This is a genomic window from Noviherbaspirillum saxi (assembly GCF_003591035.1).
GTDB classification, from domain to species: Bacteria; Pseudomonadota; Gammaproteobacteria; order Burkholderiales; family Burkholderiaceae_D; genus Noviherbaspirillum; species Noviherbaspirillum saxi.
Genome location: NZ_QYUO01000001.1, coordinates 1,803,424 through 1,821,149, shown reverse-complemented (window position 1 = coordinate 1,821,149; position 17,726 = coordinate 1,803,424). Strand labels below are relative to the sequence as shown.

The following is a 17,726-nucleotide window of genomic DNA, read 5'->3' as shown; positions in this document are numbered from 1 at the left end:
ACTTTTCCTGCGGTTTAAAGTTGGAACAGCATCTTGGCGATGATGCTGCGCTGCACTTCGCTGGTGCCGCCATAGATGGTCGACGCGCGATGGAAGAACATGTTGTTGGCCATGCCGCGTGCCACTTCCTGCAAGGGCAGCAAAGGCTGTGCCGGGTCGAGATCCTCATGCGGGTCCGGATAGGCAACCGCGCCGTAGTCACCCAGCGCTTCGACCAGGCATTCGCTGATCTTCTGCTGCAATTCAGTGCCGCGGATCTTCAGCATCGAGCCCAGGGTGTGCGAGGCCGGATTGTGCTCCTGCTCCATCGCGGCCACGCGTTGCACCATCATGCCGATCGCTTGCACCTCGGCGTCCAGGCGCGCCAGCTTCAGCGCGAACTCCGGCTGGTCAATCAGCAATTCACCGCCGACACGCTGCGTCGTCGCCAGTTGTCGCAACTGCTGCATATAGCGCTTCTGCACCGGCAGGTCGGCGGTGGTCGCATGCTCGTTGTTGAGCAGGAACTTGGTGATGCTCCAGCCTGCGCCTTCGGCACCGACCAGGTTCTTCGCCGGCACGCGCACGTTGTCGAAGAAGGTTTCGTTCAGGTGATGGCTGTCATCGATGCTGCGGATCGGACGCACGGTGATGCCGGGCGTCTTCATGTCGACCAGAAGGAAGCTGATGCCGGCCTGCTTCTTCACCTCGGGATTGGTGCGTACCAGGAGGAAGATCCAGTCGGATTCATGCGCATAGCTGGTCCAGATCTTTTGGCCGTTGACCACATAATGGTCGCCGTCGAGCTCGGCGCGCGTGCGCAGCGAAGCCAGGTCGGAACCGGATCCCGGCTCCGAAAAACCCTGGCACCACAGGCGCTCGCCGTTGAAGACTGCCGGCATGTGCTCGGCCTTCTGCTCCGGCGTGGCAAATTCATTCAGCACCGGGCCCAGCAGCTTTTGCACGAACGGATCCTGCGTCGGCGTGCCGGCGGCAGCGCATTCGTCATCGAACACGAGAATCTGCGGAACGGACCAACCGGTACCGCCATCCTTCTTGGCCCAGTATGGCGCGCCCCAGCCGTGCGCATTGAGAACCTTTTGCCAACGCATCACCTGTTCGCGTGTCGAACGTGTGCTGCGCGGCTGCCCTTTCAGATCCGCCGGCACCTGCGTTTGCAAGAACTGCCGGACCTCCTGGCGGAACGACGCGAGGCTGGGATCGGGATGAAAATCCATTACGCTTACCCTTTTGTTAAATGCGATACATGGTGACCACGGCAGCACCGCCGATACCGACATTGTGCTGCAGCGCGATGCGCGCTCCTTCGACCTGGCGCTGATCGACATTACCGCGCAATTGCTGCACGAGTTCCGTACATTGCGCCAGACCGGTGGCACCGATCGGATGCCCCTTCGACAGCAGGCCGCCGGACGGGTTGACCACATATTTTCCGCCGTAGGTGTTGTCGCCATCGTCAACGAACTTCTGTGCGCCGCCTTCCGGGCACAGGCCGAGCGCTTCATAGGTGAGCAGCTCGTTGTGCGCGAAGCAATCATGCAGTTCAACCACATCGACGTCTTTGGCGCCGATGCCGGCGATCTCGTAGACCTTGTTGGCCGCCGCACGCGACATGGAAAAACCGGCCATGTTGCGCATGTCGCCAGCGTTGAAGGTTTCAGAACCGTCGGTGGTCAGTGCTTGCCCCGCGATCCAGACGCGCGAATCGAGGCCATGCTTTTTGGCGTACGCTTCGCTGCACAAGACGACTGCGGCTGCGCCGCAGGTCGGGGGGCACGCCATCAGTCGGGTCATCACACCCGGCCACACCATCTGGTCGGCCATCACTTCTTCGGTCGTCACAACCTTGCGGAACACCGACATCGGATTGTTGGCCGCATGACGGCTGGCTTTCGCACGGATCTTGGCAAAGGTTTCCAGCGGTGTGCCGAAGCGCTTCATGTGCTCCAGGCCGGCACCGCCGAAGAGACGCAGCGCCGGCGGAATGTCCTGCTTGCCCAGCAAGATGTCGCACTGCTGCATGAACAACTCAGTCGGGTTCGGTTTGTCAGCAAAATTTGAACCCAGCGCGCCCGGATTCATTTGTTCGAAGCCCACTGCCAACACGATGTCCACTTCGCCGCTGGCAATCGCCTGGCGTGCCAGATAGATGGCAGTGGAGCCGCTGGAGCAATTGTTGTTGACGTTGACGATAGGAATACCGGTCATGCCGACGTCGTACAGCACTCGCTGGCCGCAGATCGAATCGCCGTAGATATAGCTCGCAAAGGCTTGCTGAATCGACTCATAGCCGACACCGGCATCGGCCAATGCCGCGCGCACGGCCTGCGCGCCCATGACCGGGTAGGTTTCGCTCTGGCCAGGCTTCTTGAATGGAATCATGCCGACACCGGCAACGACGACTTTCTGCGTCATGTCTTTCTCCTTTTGTAATTCGAATGCTTCACTGGCGAGAATGCCAACAACATCCTTCAAGCTGAACAGGAAAGCTTCCTTGTCGGAGGAAATTCACGCACGTGGTTGACGTTTCGCGAATACCCGCGGCTTGTAACATCAACCCGGGATCTCCCTCTGATTTCGAGCATCAAAAATGTCAAACTAAGAGCGTCTAACAAAATGATTCTGAGGGTGCTACGCCTATTCAGAACCGCTTCGCTTCATATTGTTAGACGCCCTGAAAAAAGCCCGCGCCCCAATGGGCCGCGGGCTAAGCCAATCCTCTGGAAGGCTGGTAAAGCACATTTCCCCAATCATCGCGAAGCCCCAGCAAAGATCTCGTTGCACGCGCGTACGAGATCCCATGGCCGGCTCCGCGACTGAGTGGTCTTAGATAAAGGCGCCGATGCCCGTCAATGCACGCGCAATCATCAACTTTTGAATCTCGGTCGTGCCGTCCGGAATCGGGATGACGATTGCCTCACGCGCCAGACGCTCAACGTCGAACTCCTTGGTCAGACCATTGCCGCCATGGATCTGCACGCCGTCGCGGCAGACCTTGACTGCCATCTCGGTTGCAAACCATTTCGCCATCGACGATTGCACGTCGCAACGAATGCCGGCGTCCATCATGGAGAAGGCGCGGAAGCACATCAGGCGCGCCGCATCTGTCATGGTCGCCATCTCGGCGAGCTTGGCCGCGACCAGCTGGTGCGCAGCGATCGGCTTGCCGAACTGCTTGCGTTCCTTCGCATAGGCAATCGATGCCTCCAGCGATGCGCGCATCAGGCCAACGGACAGCATGCCGACGTTGGCGCGCGCCTTTTCGAACAGCTTCATCGTGTTCTTCAGCGCCTTGCCCTCTTCCCACACGATGTTGGCGACAGGCACACGTACGTCCGAGAAGAAAACCTGTGCGGTGGACTGGCCGTTCAGCGCGATCTTGTCGATGTTGCGCGACTCGTAGCCGTCCTTGCGATCGACCAGGATGTGCGACAACTCGCCGGGGCCGCCGGTGCGTGCCGTGACAATCAGGAAATCCGAGTAGTCGCCATTCGAAATCCAGGTCTTTTCACCGTTGATGATGAAGTGGTCGCCGTCGCGCTTGGCGGTGGCCTTGATGTCCGCCACATTGGAACCGACATCCGGTTCGCTGATGCAGAAGCCGCCAAAGGTCTTGCCGGCCATGATGTCGGCCAGATATTTGTCGCGCAGGTGCGCTTGCGACGGCGGCAGTTCGGCCAGCGTGACCGCCATGCCCTTGTTGATCATCACGCACAGGCCGATGTCGAGCGACACCGCGCACAGTTCCTCGAACAGCATCGCTTCGGTAACGATCGACAGGCCCATGCCGCCGAACTCTTCGGAAACATTGGCACCTGGCAGGCCGAACTCGGCGATGCGCTGCGTGATTTCACGCATCTTCTCTTTGGGAATATGCTGATCGCGAAATTGCTTGGCGAAGGGACGGACTTCCGCCTCCAGGAACTTGCGGAAGCTTTCGACTGCGAGCTTCTGGTCTTCAGAGGGTTGTTGAACGATCATGAGTGTTCTTTTCTATAAATGTTGTGGGTGAGGCACGGTCGATCAAGCGCGGCCGAAAATGCCGATGTGTTCGGTCGCTTCTTCGACACGCCACAAACCGCCGCCGTTGCCCTGGAGCGCAAAGCGGGCGCCTTCGACTTGGCGCTTGCCGCAATTGCCGCGCAGCTGCTCGACCAGTTCGAAGATCTGACCCAGACCGGTCGCACCGATCGGATGGCCCTTCGATTCCAGGCCGCCCGACGGATTGATCGGCAGCCGGCCGCCCAGCGTGGTCTCGCCGCGCTCAGCGGCGATGCCGGCCGTGCCGACCTCGCCCAGGCCGATCGCTTCATAAGCCATCAGCTCGCCGATCGCGGTGGCATCGTGCAGTTCGGCGACGTTGATGTCCTTGGGGCTGATGCCGGCCTGCTCGAAAGCCGCCTTGGCGCTCAGTTTCATGCAGGCGTTCTCGTGGTCGTCGGCGGCGCGCGCCGCCGCCGAGCGCACGATGCTCGCCATCACCTTGATCGCGCGGCTCTTGTCGAAGCCGTATTTCTTCAGCGCCGACTCGGTGCAGACGATTGCGGCGGCCGCGCCATCGGAGATCGGCGAGCACATCGTCATGGTCAGCGGATAGGTGATCGGCGGCGCCGCCAGCACCTCTTCGATGCTCATCGGCACGCGGTATTGCGAACGCTCGTTGTGCACCGAGTGGCCGTGGTTCTTCGATGCCACCGCAGCGATCTGGCGCTGGGTGATGCCGAAGCGCGACATGAAGCCGCGCGCCAGCGCCGCATACACATCCATGAACGGGCTATACGGTTTGTCCGACTGCGAACCGGGCGGCGGCACGATGTCCTTGCCCATGTTGGCCAGGTATTGCTTGTTTTGCTCCAGGGTCTCTATGTCCCAGGCCGATTCAAAGGCGGAGAACATCTTGGACTTGTCGGGGTAGAACATCTTCTCGACACCCACCGCGATCGCCACGTCGGCTAAGCCGGCACGCAGTTGCGTGGTCGCCAGATGGAAGGCCTGGCTGGCCGAGGCGCAGGCGCCTTCGACGTTGAAGATGGGGATGCTGTCAAAGCCCGCCGGCAGCAGCGCGACCTGGCCGCGAATCATATGCTGGCCGTCGAAATGGCCTTGCGTGCAGTTGCCGAAGAAAGCGGCTTGCACCCACTTGCGGTCGCAGCCGGCATCCTTCAACGCGTCTTCGGCGGCCCACGCGGTCAGTTGCTTGACGGTCTTGTCTGCATGGCGACCGAACGGGGTCATGCCGACGCCAACGATGTAAATGTTTTCCATGGTTTCCTCAATAGTTGATTAGCGCATCTCCCTTCTCCCGCCCGCGGGAGAAGGGTTCTAACAATCAATAGCCCTTGAACTCCGGAGCACGCTTTTCAACAAACGCACGCAGGCCTTCCTGGATGTCGTACGAACGCTGGTGATTACGCAGCTCCAGCACTTCGTGACGCAGCGCGTCGGCTGCCGACTTGTCGGCTGCTTCGTTCGCCACTTTCTTCATGCGGCTCAACACGATCGGGCTCTTCTTGGCGAGCTTTTCGCCGATGGCCTGCACGCGGGCGATCAGTTCGCCATCCGCGACGACTTCACTGACCAGACCGTAGGTCTTCATGTCTTCGGCCGGCAGCGAATCGCCGGTGAACAACAGGTACTTGGCGACATTGGCCGGCACCTTGCGCGGCAGGATCGCGGCGCCGCCACCACCCGGGAACACGCCGAAGTTCGAGTGCGCATCGCCAAACTTGGCGCTTTGCGCGGCGATCACGATGTCGCAGCACAGCACGGTTTCCAGGCCGCCAGCCAATGCAAGACCATTAACGGCCGCGATGACCGGCTTGGGGAAGGAACGCAGCGTGTCAAAAAACACAACGATCGTGTCCAGGAAATCCATCTCGCCGGGCCCAACCGGCGCAGAAACCTGCTTGAGGTCGGCGCCGGCGCAAAATGCCGGACCGGTACCGGTCACGACCACCGCACGCACTGCCGGATCGTTTTTCCACGCTTCGAGCTGGGCCGTGATGCCTTTTACGATTTCGAAATTCAAGGCGTTCATCGCCTTCGGACGCTCCAACGTAATCCAGCCGACCGGCCCCTTCAGTGCAAACGAAACGCTCATCCCTAATCTCCTCAATCAAATGGGTGCTGTTTGGATATCAGCGAAGATACGCGGTGTCGGCTGGTGAGTCCCCCTCTGTTTTTGAAGGGACGCCACACGCGACAAGTGCTTTCATGACATGAAGAGACGCATGCAGCGGACGTCGTGCTACGATAAAAAAGAATCGCTCGGAACACCTTTCGGAAGCAGCGACACCCTCAACGGTATGAAACGATCAACCCGTATCTGTAGCGCAAGTATTGGGAGGGCGCTTGATACTAGATTCCATCGCTTTATTCGCCGCCCCGCTACCACGTCTCGCTAAAGGGCTTGCAAAAAAATTTATGCAGGAATGCTTTAAATGAATTTCGATAAACTACTTGTGGCAACGAAGTTTGCGCCGCCGCGTATCGGCACCCGCTACATTCCTCGTAAGCAATTACTTCACCACCTGCGCAATACACAGCACTGCACAGTCGCGCTGGTAAGCGCCAGTGCCGGCTTCGGAAAAACCATTCTTCTCGTCCAATGGCGTCAGGAACTCATGAAGTCCGGTGCCGAAGTGGCGTGGCTGTCGTTAAGCCACGAAGATAAGCAATTGCGGGGCTTTTGTTCGTATTTGCTCGCAGCATTCCAGCGGATGGGGATCCAGATTGAAGAGGACATGCTGCAGGAAAGCAGCAGCGGAAAATCGTTGGATGCCGTGGTGGCGGTCGTGGCCAGCGAAGCCGAGAAAATCGCCAAGGAACTCTACCTGATCATCGACGACTATCACTACGTCGAGGACCCGTGGGCGCACAGGCTGATGCAGAAATTGCTCGATCATTGTCCCGCGAACCTGCACTTCCTCATAGCATCGCGCGTCTCGCCACCGCTGAGCCTCAGGCGCTTGCGCCTGGTGGACCAAGTCGCAGAGATCGGGTTCACGGAGCTGCCTTTCGACTTGGACGAAACGCGCGTTTTCTTTGAGCAGAATCTCAGTGCAGTGAAATTGACCGCGGATGAGCTCCGCTTGATCCATGATATGACGATTGGCTGGCCAGCCAGCCTGCAACTGATTGCCATCATGTTGAGAAACCGTCCGCAAACGCGGGAAAAGCTGCATTCGTTTCTGTGGCGATCGACCGACCTGCAGGCATATCTCGCCGAAGACGTCGTTGCCCATCTGCCGTCGGAGCTGACCGCGTTCATGGAATCGGTCTCGGTGTGCCGGCGCTTCAACGCAGAACTCGCCGCCTTCATCACAGAAAACGATCGTGCGGCCGAATTGCTCAAGCGCGCCGAAGACGAAAGCCTGCTGATTTACCGAATCGAGTCGGATGACCGCTCGCCGTGGTACCGCTTCCACCCGCTGTTCGGCGAATTCCTCGCGAGCCGCCTGGCACATCGAGGACAGGGTACCGTCGAAGCCTTGCACCGCCGTGCCAGCCAGTGGTTCGCCGAACACGATTTTCTGGTGGAGTCCGTGCGTCATGCCAATCTGGGCGGCGATCTCGATTTTGCGGTCAAGGCCATCGAACACGCGGCGCCGGCCAACTGGAGCTTGTCTTACATCAGCCCCATGCTGCATCTGCTCGATCGCTTGCCCCAGGAAACCTTGTTTGCGCATCCCAAGCTGTTCTTTCTTGGCTGCCTGACTTACGCATTGACTGCCCATCCGGGAGAAGCGGAACAGTGGCTTGAGAAGGTCCGGCGCAGCGATGCCGCAAAGAATCCCGCAATCTCATCCAAGCTCGCGCTGGCGGATGCGACGATCGCATTGCAGCGTGACGATAGCAAGCGGGCCATCGACCTGCTTGAGCCGACCTACTATAACGTGTCACTCGACAATCGATTTTTGCGCTACGTCTATTTGTCAGCGCTTGCGGCAGCCTATCTTGCGGCCGGTCGCTTAAGCGACTCACGCCGGCTTCTTGACGACAATCCGGTGCCCCCCGAAGACCGCGACACCGACGTGGCGCTCATTGTCGAGTCCTCGCGCGCTGGCATTTTCCTGATCGAAGGCAACGTGAAGGAGGCGGCACGCGTCGGCGCGACCATTCTTGCCCGTGCGGAGACGGCGTGTGGGCGTGGTTCCGTCCCAGCAAACCTTTGTGCAACGACGCTGTCCGATGCCTATTACGAGCTTGACCGGATCGACGATGCACGCGAGGTGCTCGCCAACCGCACCGGCGTGCTTCGGTCTTCGATGCCGGACGTCATGGCGCGCGCCTCACTCTGCCATGCGCGCCTGGACATGTTGCAGGAGACGCCCGATGTCGCCGTCGAATTCCTTCAAACACAAGTCGCCCATTTCCATAGTCTCGGATTGGATCGTCCCCTCGCTTATATGCATGCCGAACAAGTCAAAATCCTTCTCGCCAAGGGGGACCATGTTCGTGCCACTGAACTGGTGACGAAACTGAACGCGCTAGGAGTGACCCATCGGGACGCGGCAGGCTACCGTGCCGAAATCCCGATCATCGCGGCGTTGGCACGTTCGCGGCTTGCGCTCGCCAATTGCAATCCCGGTGAGGCGCTCAATACCTTGGAGGAGGTTCACCGGTTTGCCGAGAAGTTGGGGCGCGCCAGAATGCTCGTCATGGCCAATCTGCTTGCGGCGATCGCTCTTGCCGATCTGAAGCGGCATGATGAAGCGGCCGCATGCCTGATTCAAGCTGTGCAGTCGGGGGCTACGCTCGGCTTGGTACGAACCTTTCTCGACGAGGGAGAACGCGTCAGCGAGCTGCTCGCCACGCTGGCGAACAATGCCGCTCTGGTTGCCACACTGGATGCACCTACGGCGCAATATCTCGACAGCATGCTAGGCCGATTCGGCCGGATCAGTCCGTCGGCGCAGGGGGCACGTAAATCGAACCAAGGCAATGCCTCGGCTCAGGCGACTCTTACGCCACGCGAACTGGAAATACTTGGCCTGGTTTCGCAAGCGATGTCCAGCAAACGAATTGGATTGACACTCAACATCACCGCCGACACGGTGAACTGGAATATCAGGAACATTCTTGCGAAGCTGGGGGTATCGAGCCGTTACGATGCGATGACCTGGGCGCGCCGGCAGGGGCTGATTGAATAGAACTTATTTCATACATGATGAAGATGTAGTCCAGGTGAAGAAAAGTGGAATCCGGATCGACGCAGGCTCGGGGCTTGCTCCCGGACGCGCTGCGCTTCTCCGGGCTACTACTGCTCGGGCCTACTCGCCGACACCCCTTCAAACATCCTTATACGTCGCATTGTTGATCGACTGAATAGCTGGTCCGTCGCTGCGCCATGTGTAGCATTGATTCACGAAGGCAGGTGCATACGCCTTCAATACGGCAGTACCTCCTTCCATGCGCTTTGCAAGGACGGTCTGAATAGCCACGGTAGTCGCGATGGGTAGCAGCTCGTTCATGTGCGTGCATCCCCGAATCCCGCCAAAGCGTTCCTGCGCCTGGCGGCTGAAGCCTGGACCAAGCGTCATGCCGATAAGCGCATCGTAGCTTGTGTCGACGTGATGACAATCCGGAGCAGGTCCGCTGAACAGTCGCGTTTGCGCGGTCTGGATTGTCAGCGCATCGTTGAAGACCAGCGTCAGTTGCATATGGTGAAGCGCCTCGCCGGGCATCACCTTTCCGCCGGTTGCCGTAGGGAATGGGGTTCCCTTGAAATCATGCAGTGTCGCTTGCAGCTCCCACAATCCATCTTCGCGCCGTGCGCTTTGGCAGTCGATGGTACGTCTGTGGGCAAATACTGGTGCCGATGGAGCCGGCACCGAAGAGTGGTTACTCATCTGGTTCTCCAATTAATCGATGAGGGTCGCGAGTACGGCCTGCGTCTCGCATGAGCGTGGTGAAGAGTCCTTAACTGCGCTGCTGCAGAAACCCTCCAACAAGCGCCGGACGGCCTTGTCTGTCCGAACCGCCGCCTCGCGCTGTCGCATGAAACGTGTGTCATGGTGCAGGAGAAGCATCATTCCGTGCAATTCATGGGCGAGCTGGCAGTCATCGGCGTTGGCAGCCAGTTGACCTAACTTAACCGCCTGCCGCACGCACGTCTCCAGCATCGCACGGCTAGATCGCACAAGCGAAACCAGCTCTTCGCGGACCTCTGTCGCCGGGCCTTCAAGCTCAGCGGCACAATTGATGCACAGCGCATCACGGCCCTCCGCGGACGAAAGGTGCCTGATCCAGTGCGCAAGTATGGTATGCAAACGCGGCAGCCCGGCTGGCGATGAGAGGGCCGGCAGCATTACCGCTGCCTCGAATTTGCAGGCATAAGCTTTCACGACTTCGAGCTGCAATTTGGCGTGCGATCCGAAGTGGACGTGCACTCCGCTTTTGCTCATTCCAAGCTGGTCGGCGAGACTGCCTATCGTCACTCGCTCCAATCCATCATGGCAGGCGATGTGAATCGCCTGCTCGAGAATGGCTGCGCGCGTGTTTGTACCTTTGCCCATGATTGGTCTCTAGCTCTCTACATGTTCGGATAGTTCGGGCCGCCGCCACCTTCCGGCGTGACCCACACGATGTTCTGCGTCGGGTCCTTGATGTCGCAGGTCTTGCAGTGCACGCAGTTCTGCGCATTGATCTGCAGGCGATCATCTCCACTGTCGATCTTCACGAATTCGTACACGCCGGCCGGGCAGAAACGTGCTTCCGGACCTGCGTATTGCGCGAGGTTGAGCTTCACCGGCACGTCCGCATTCTTCAGCGTCAAATGCGACGGCTGCTCTTCGGCGTGGTTGGTGTTCGAGATGAATACCGACGACAGACGGTCGAACGTCAACTTGCCGTCCGGCTTCGGGTATTGGATCGGCTGGCATTCCGATGCCGGCTTCAGGCATTCATGGTCGGCATGCGTGTGGCGCAGTGTCCACGGCGCCTTGCCTTTGAACAGCACCTGGTCGATGCCGACCATCAGCGTGCCGAGGTACAAGCCCTTGCTCATCCACGGCTTGAAGTTACGCGCCTTGTGCAGTTCTTCGTGTAGCCACGATTGCTTGAATGCTTCCGGATAGGCCGTCAGTTCATCGTGCTGGCGGTTATTGCCCAACGCCTCGAATGCCGCTTCGGCGGCCAGCATGCCGGTCTTCATCGCCGCATGACTGCCCTTGATACGCGACGCATTCAGGAATCCTGCCTCGCAGCCGATCAGTGCACCACCGGGGAAGGTCAGCTTAGGCAACGACTGCAAGCCGCCCGCGGTGATCGCCCGTGCGCCGTAGGACAGGCGTTTTCCGCCTTCGAAGAATGTGCGGATTTCCGGATGGGTCTTGTAGCGCTGGAATTCCTCGAACGGCGACAGGTAGGGATTCTCGTACGCCAAGCCCACCACATAGCCAACCGCGACCTGGTTATTGTCCAGGTGATACAGGAAGGAACCGCCATAGGTGCTGCTATCGAGCGGCCAGCCGGCGGTGTGGATCACCAGGCCTGGCTGATGCAGCTTGGGATCGATTTCCCACAATTCCTTGATGCCGATGCCGTAAGTCTGCGGATCCTTGCCCTCATTCAAGTTGAACTGCGCCATCAACTGCTTGCCCAGATGGCCGCGCGCGCCTTCGGCGAAGAAGGTGTATTTCGCATGCAGTTCCATGCCGAGCTGAAAGGCATCGGTCGAATTGCCATCCTTGCCAATGCCCATATTGCCGGTGGCCACGCCTTTGACCGAGCCATCGTCGTGATACAGCACTTCGGCGGCGGTAAAGCCGGGGAAGATTTCCACGCCAAGCGCTTCGGCTTGCTGGCCGAGCCAGCGCACCACGTTGCCCAGCGAAATCACGTAGTTGCCGTGGTTCTGAAAGCAGCCCGGCAACATCCAGTTCGGGGTCTTGAGTGCTTTGGTTTCGGTCAGGAACAGGAAGCGGTCTTCGGTGACCGGCACGTCCAGCGGTGCACCGAGTTCTTTCCAGTTCGGGAACAGCTCGCTGATTGCGATCGGGTCCATCACTGCGCCGGACAGAATATGCGCGCCGATCTCGCTGCCTTTTTCCAGCACGCAGACCGATACTTCCTTGCCTTGTTCCGTCGCCAGCTGCTTCAGGCGGATCGCTGCCGACAAGCCGGCCGGGCCGCCGCCGACGATGACGACGTCGTATTCCATCGCGTCGCGCGGACCGTATTGCTCCAAGAGTTCTTTGTTCATGACCGAGTAAATTAGATTCGTTCGAAGATCGCGGCGATGCCCTGTCCACCGCCGATGCACATGGTGACCAGCGCATAGCGTCCGTCAGTTCGCTGCAGTTCATGCAGCGCCTTGACGGTGACGATGGCGCCGGTTGCGCCTACCGGATGGCCGAGCGAAATGCCGGAGCCGTTAGGGTTGACGCGCGCGGGGTCGAAGCCGAGTTCCTTCTGCACCGCGCAGGCCTGCGCGGCGAATGCCTCGTTCGATTCGATCACGTCGAGGTCGTTGACGGTCAGGTCGGCACGCTCGAGCGCCATGCGGCTGGCCGGCACCGGACCAATGCCCATGTAACGCGGATCGACGCCGGCAAATCCATAACTGACCAGGCGCGCCAGCGGCTTGGCGCCACGGCGTTCGGCGACACTGGCATCCATCAGCACCAAGGCGGCGGCGCCGTCGTTGATGCCCGAAGCATTGCCGGCGGTGACCGAACCGTCCTTCTGGAAGGCGGCGCGCATTGTGGCCAGCTTCTCGGGCGTCGTGTCGGCGCGCACGTGCTCGTCCGTATCGAACACCACTGTCCCTTTGCGTGATTCCGTGGTGATCGGCAGGATCTGCTCCTTGAAGTAGCCGGCGGCAATCGCACGGGCCGCGCGGCGGTGCGATTCCACCGCCGCCGTATCCTGCTGTTCGCGCGTAATGCCGTAACGTGCGGCGACGTTTTCGGCGGTCACGCCCATGTGGATCTGGTGAAACGGATCATGCAAGGCGGCCAGCAGCGTATCGACCAGCGTGCTGTCGCCCATGCGCACACCCCAGCGCGCCGCAGGCGTCAGGTGCGGTGCGCGGCTCATCACTTCGGCGCCGCCGCCGATGGCGATGTCGGCGTCACCCAGCAGGATGCTTTGCGCCGCCGAAATTACTGCCTGCAGGCCGGAGCCGCACAGGCGGTTGACGGTCAGGGCCGGTGCGTGTTCCGATACGCCGCCATTGATCGCTGCCACGCGTGCCAGGTACAAGTCCTTCGCCTCGGTCTGGATTACGTTACCGAACACAGTGTGTCCCACTTCGTCGCCAGACACGCCGGCGCGCGCGAGCGATTCGCGCACCACGCGCGCGCCCAGCTCGGTCGGCGAAAATTCCTTCAGGCTGCCGCCGAAAGTCCCGATCGCGGTGCGCACGCCGCTGACGATGACGACTTCACGTTGTTTCATGTTCTCTATTTCCTTCTATTGGATATGGTAAAAATCAGTGTTCAAATTCAGAGTTCATGCGATACCACGCGATGCCATCGTCGTCCGTCTGCATCCTCGCTTCACTCCGGTGGAGCAGATAATTCAAATTCGTGCAAAAAGGGGGCGCAGACAGAAACGGTTGCGGCCTCCATCAATCAATGCACTGCCGAGGCCCCGCCATCGACCGACAGGATCTGGCCGGTGATGTGTTTGGACGCGTCCGACGCCAACAGCAGCGCCGCACCTTTCAAGTCCTCATCGTCGCCAATACGCTGCAATGGCGCATTCTTGGCCATCGTAGCGGCGCCGATACTGTCAATCGTGCCCTGCGTCATCTTGGAGGGAAAGAATCCCGGCGCCAGCGCATTGACCGTGATGCCGTACTTACCCCACTCACCCGCGAGCGTGCGGGTAAAGTTCACAAGCGCGCCTTTCGACGTGTTGTAAGCAATGGTTTGCATCCCATCCAGGGTATTGCCGAACAAGCCGGAAATCGAGGCGATGTTGACGATGCGCCCGTATTTGCGCGGGATCATCGACTCCCGGCCGACTGCCTGCGACAACAGGAAAATGCTGCGGATATTCAGATTCATCAATTTGTCCCACGCCTCAATCGGGTATTCCTCCGCCGGTGCGCCCCAAGCCGCGCCAGCGTTGTTCACCAAAATATCGATGTGACCGAGACGCTGCATGGTTGCGGCGACCAACGGCGCAACGGCGGCTTCCTGCGACAGATCGGCGGCAATTGCGCTGGCTTCGATGCCGCGCGTTTTCAGGTGCGCCACGGCCTCATCGAGGTCGGCCTGCTTGCGCGAGGACAGCACAATCTTCGCGCCCTGCTCGCCCAGCGCTTCCGCGATTTGCAGGCCGAGGCCACGAGATCCGCCGGTCACCAAGGCGGTCTTGCCGGTGAGATCAAATAGTTGTTGAGTGGTACGCATGTGTTTTCCTTTGTTCTGGTTCAAAACCAGGCGTCCTGCATCGTCAGCGGCGTTTCTTCGACGCCGGCGAGCAGGTCGAACTGCGGCAAGGTTGCCGGCAATTCCCAGTTGCAGTAGTAGCGCGCGGCGTGAATCTTGCCGCTGTAGAAGTCGCGATCGGCATCGTTCGCGGTTGCCAAGCCGCGCTGCGCGACGAGCGCCTGCTTGAGCCAGATCCAGGCGGCGAAGATGCGCCCGAAGGCGTCGAGATAGACGATCGCGTTGGCCAGCGCACGCTCGGGATCGCCTGCCTGCAATTGCGCCAGTTGCGCGGTCACGCTGTCCAGCCGTGCCAGCGGCGTGGTGAAGCCAGCGGACAGCAGCTCTATGCCGGCGAAGGTGCGCCCCTCTTCGAGCGTCGCATCGACAGCGGTGCGGAACAGCCGATACGCGGCGCCGGATTGCATGATGACCTTGCGTCCGAGCAGGTCGATGCCATGAATGGCTTCGGCCCCTTCGTGAATCGGGTTCAGGCGCTGATCGCGATAGAGCTGCTCTTGCTGATATTCGCGGATGTAGCCGGAGCCGCCGAGAATCTGGATCGCCAGATCGTTGCTGGCGCAGCCGTATTTCGATGCCCAGGACTTGACCACCGGCGTCAACAGGTCGAGCAGCAGGCCGGCGTCGCGACGGACTTGCGGATCGGCATGCGTATGCTGGTCTTCGAACAGCGACGAGGCGTAGAGGCACATCGCCAGCGCGCCTTCAGCGTAGGCTTTTTGCGCCAGCAGCATGCGCCGCACGTCGACGTGCTCGATCAGCTTCACTTGCGGCGACAGCGGATCCTTGCACGAGGGCCGCCGGCCCTGCGGACGCTCGCGTGCGTAATCCAGCGTCAACAGGTAGGCGCGATAGGCGATGGCCGCGGCGCACAAACCGATGCCGATGCGCGCTTCGTTCATCATCTGGAACATGTGTCCCAGACCCTTGCCGGCCTCACCGACCAGGGTGCCGACGGCGCCGCCCTTTTCGCCGAAGGAAAGCACGGTCGAGGTCGTGTTGCGCCAGCCCATCTTGTGCAGCAAGCCAGCGAGCGTCACGTCATTGCGCGCGCCAAGGCTGCCGTTGTCGTTGACGAGATATTTGGGCACCAGGAACAGCGAGATGCCTTTGACCCCCGCTGGTGCACCCTTGATGCGCGCAAGCACCATGTGCACGATGTTGTCAGTGAGGTTGTGGTCGCCACCGGAAATGAACATCTTCTGCCCGAACAGGCGATAGGTGCCGTCGGCCTGCAGCTCTGCGCGCGTGGTGATGTCACCCAGTGCCGAACCCTGACCCGGTTCGGTCAGCGCCATCGTGCCGGAGAAGCGGCCGTCGCCCATCTGCGCCAGATAGCGCGTCTTCTGTTCTTGCATTCCGAAACTGCGCAGCAGGTTGGCGGCGCCGATGGAGAGAAAGGAATACGACGCGGTCGCGACGTTGGCCGACTTGAAGTAGGCGATGGCGCTCCGCAACACGACTTCCGGCATCTGCAGCCCGCCTTCGTTTTCGTTCCAATGCGCGGACAGAAATCCGGCTTGCGCGAAAGCGTCCCAGGCCGCCTTGGTTTCCGGCACCAGGTGCACACGCTCGCCGTCGAAATGCGGCTCGTTGGCATCGCCCTTGGCATTGTGTGGCGCGAACAAGTCCGCAGCGATTTCCCGCGCAGTGTCCAGCGTGGCGTCGAAGATTTCGCGCGAATGGTCGGCATAGCGCGGCCGGTCGAGCAACGCTTCGGTGTCGAGGAATTCGTACAACAGGAATTGCAGATCGCGGTCGTTGAGCAGGGTGGTCATGGTCAAGGATTGTGAGTAAGGCACCGCGCAGAAATAACTTGCACAATTTTGCTGGCCGTAGCCGGCGCGCTGCTGCGTTGTGCGCCGCTTGCAGTGCTCGCACTGCGGCGCGCCGCACGCCTTGCATCGCATCCGGCTACGTCCGCCAAATTGCACAACTTATTCCTGCACGGCGCCTAAGGAAGCAAGGAATGCGGGCTGCATGCAAGCCGTTGCGCGACCGGCACGGGCGTCCCGCTCCGACCTCACCTCCCTTGAATGCATTCTGAAACTGCTCCATGCAATGAGTTTCAGTTCCAGCACCGAAATGGTTCCACAGCAGTTCGCTGCGATTACCGCTTAGAGGCTGCGTGAAATGATCAATTTCTGGATGTGGCTCGTCCCCTCGTAGATCTTGGTCACACGCACATCGCGGAAATAACGCTCTACCGGGAAATCATTTACATAGCCATAACCGCCGTGGACCTGCAAAGCATCCGAGCAAACTTTTTCCGCCATCTCGCTGGCGAAGAGTTTTGCCATCGACGCTTCCTTGCCGCAAGGAACGCCGGCTTCGCATAGCCGCGCCGCGTGGATCATGAACGTGTGCGCGACTTCGACCTTGGTTGCCATGTCGGCGAGGTCGAAGGCGACGCCTTGCAGCTTGATGATCGGTGCGCCGTAGGCTTCGCGCTCCTTCGCATATTGCACCGCCGCTTGCAGTGCCGCGCGCGCTGTACCGACCGCCACGGCGGCAATCGCAATACGCCCCTCGGACAGGCCGCCCATCACTTTCTTGTAGCCGGTACCCTCTTCGCCCACCAGGTTTTCCACCGGTACGCGGCAGTCTTCCAACTGAATCGCCGCGACGTGGGCCGAGCGTTGGCCGAGCTTGTGCTCCACGCGCGCCACGTTATAGCCGGGCTCGCTAGGATCGACGATAAACATGCTGGTGCCGTTCTTTCCGGCCGCCTTGTCGGTGACCGCAAGCACGATCCCGACGCCTGCATGGTTGCCGTTGGAGATGAATTGCTTGCTGCCGTTCAAAACATAGTGCGATCCGTCGCGGCGGGCTGTGGTGCGGAAAGCAGCGGTATCCGAACCCGCGTGCGGTTCAGTCAACAGGAAGGCGCCGATCTTCTCACCGGACGCCAGCGCCGGCAGATACTTGCGCTTTTGCTCTTCCGTGCCATCTTTGACAATCGCAAAGCCGGCGGAATTGTGAACGTGAATGAGGGTTGCAAAGCCGGCATCGGCAGCAGCAAACTCTTCGATCGCGAGGCAGTAGTCCACGAAGCTCGCGCCGGCGCCGCCGTATTCCTCGGGAATGAGCATGCCGAGAAATCCGAGCTCACCGACGGCATTCAACTCGTCAGTCGGCCAGGCACTGGTGCGGTCGCGCTCGGCGGCCGTCGCTGCCACCACTTCCGTTGCCACTTTCCGCGCCGAATCGCGGATCATGACTTCTTGTTCGCTCAGGAATACTGCTGAGGTATCGCTCATTTTTTCCTCATAAATTGGGCCACGCTTTCCGAGGCATTGCGAGCGCTCGAGTCGTAGTGGCAGT

Annotated in this window: 13 protein-coding genes; 1 reads left to right on the top strand and 12 read right to left on the bottom strand. The window is 60.2% G+C overall.

The features are described 5' to 3' along the window. Positions 1-14: 14 nt before the first annotated feature. The 5 genes from D3871_RS08470 to D3871_RS08450 all read right to left on the bottom strand — a co-directional run bounded on the left by D3871_RS08470 (position 15) and on the right by D3871_RS08450 (position 6,100). Positions 15-1,217, bottom strand: a complete 1,203-nt coding sequence (locus D3871_RS08470; protein WP_119768488.1) for an acyl-CoA dehydrogenase family protein — start codon at positions 1,215-1,217, stop codon at positions 15-17. A gap of 16 nt (positions 1,218-1,233) precedes the next feature. Beyond that, on the bottom strand, positions 1,234-2,415 hold the full coding sequence (locus D3871_RS08465) for a lipid-transfer protein (RefSeq protein WP_119769978.1): 1,182 nt from the start codon (positions 2,413-2,415) through the stop codon (positions 1,234-1,236). A gap of 411 nt (positions 2,416-2,826) precedes the next feature. Continuing rightward, entirely contained in the window at positions 2,827-3,981 is a 1,155-nt protein-coding gene (locus D3871_RS08460; protein ID WP_119768487.1) for an acyl-CoA dehydrogenase family protein, read from the bottom strand. A gap of 42 nt (positions 3,982-4,023) precedes the next feature. Continuing rightward, complete coding sequence (locus tag D3871_RS08455) at positions 4,024-5,265, bottom strand: thiolase family protein (protein WP_119768486.1); 1,242 nt, start codon at positions 5,263-5,265, stop codon at positions 4,024-4,026. 64 nt (positions 5,266-5,329) lie between these two features. Beyond that, entirely contained in the window at positions 5,330-6,100 is a 771-nt protein-coding gene (locus D3871_RS08450) for an enoyl-CoA hydratase/isomerase family protein (RefSeq protein ID WP_119768485.1), read from the bottom strand. Between the two features lie 340 nt (positions 6,101-6,440). Here D3871_RS08450 and D3871_RS08445 point away from each other — a divergent pair, with 340 nt between their 5' ends. Next, positions 6,441-9,152 (top strand): winged helix-turn-helix domain-containing protein, encoded by a 2,712-nt coding sequence (locus tag D3871_RS08445; RefSeq protein WP_119768484.1) that lies wholly within the window; start codon positions 6,441-6,443, stop codon positions 9,150-9,152. Positions 9,153-9,290: 138 nt separating this feature from the next. On the opposite strand, the gene D3871_RS08440 is transcribed toward D3871_RS08445, so the two are convergent. The 7 genes from D3871_RS08440 to D3871_RS08410 all read right to left on the bottom strand — a co-directional run bounded on the left by D3871_RS08440 (position 9,291) and on the right by D3871_RS08410 (position 17,662). Next, positions 9,291-9,851 carry a DUF2889 domain-containing protein gene (locus D3871_RS08440; protein WP_119768483.1) on the bottom strand — a complete coding sequence of 187 codons (561 nt, stop codon included), beginning with the start codon at positions 9,849-9,851 and terminating at the stop codon, positions 9,291-9,293. A 12-nt stretch (positions 9,852-9,863) separates the two neighbouring features. After that, positions 9,864-10,517 (bottom strand): TetR/AcrR family transcriptional regulator, encoded by a 654-nt coding sequence (locus tag D3871_RS08435; RefSeq protein ID WP_119768482.1) that lies wholly within the window; start codon positions 10,515-10,517, stop codon positions 9,864-9,866. 17 nt (positions 10,518-10,534) lie between these two features. Continuing rightward, complete coding sequence (locus D3871_RS08430; RefSeq protein ID WP_119768481.1) at positions 10,535-12,205, bottom strand: electron transfer flavoprotein-ubiquinone oxidoreductase; 1,671 nt, start codon at positions 12,203-12,205, stop codon at positions 10,535-10,537. 11 nt (positions 12,206-12,216) lie between these two features. Continuing rightward, positions 12,217-13,401, bottom strand: coding sequence for an acetyl-CoA C-acyltransferase family protein (locus D3871_RS08425; protein WP_119768480.1), 1,185 nt, complete (start codon positions 13,399-13,401; stop codon positions 12,217-12,219). Positions 13,402-13,577: 176 nt separating this feature from the next. Beyond that, complete coding sequence (locus tag D3871_RS08420) at positions 13,578-14,363, bottom strand: SDR family oxidoreductase (RefSeq protein ID WP_119768479.1); 786 nt, start codon at positions 14,361-14,363, stop codon at positions 13,578-13,580. 20 nt (positions 14,364-14,383) lie between these two features. Next, entirely contained in the window at positions 14,384-16,180 is a 1,797-nt protein-coding gene (locus D3871_RS08415; RefSeq protein ID WP_119769977.1) for an acyl-CoA dehydrogenase, read from the bottom strand. Positions 16,181-16,519: 339 nt separating this feature from the next. Further along, on the bottom strand, positions 16,520-17,662 hold the full coding sequence (locus D3871_RS08410; RefSeq protein ID WP_119768478.1) for an acyl-CoA dehydrogenase family protein: 1,143 nt from the start codon (positions 17,660-17,662) through the stop codon (positions 16,520-16,522). Positions 17,663-17,726 lie beyond the last annotated feature (64 nt).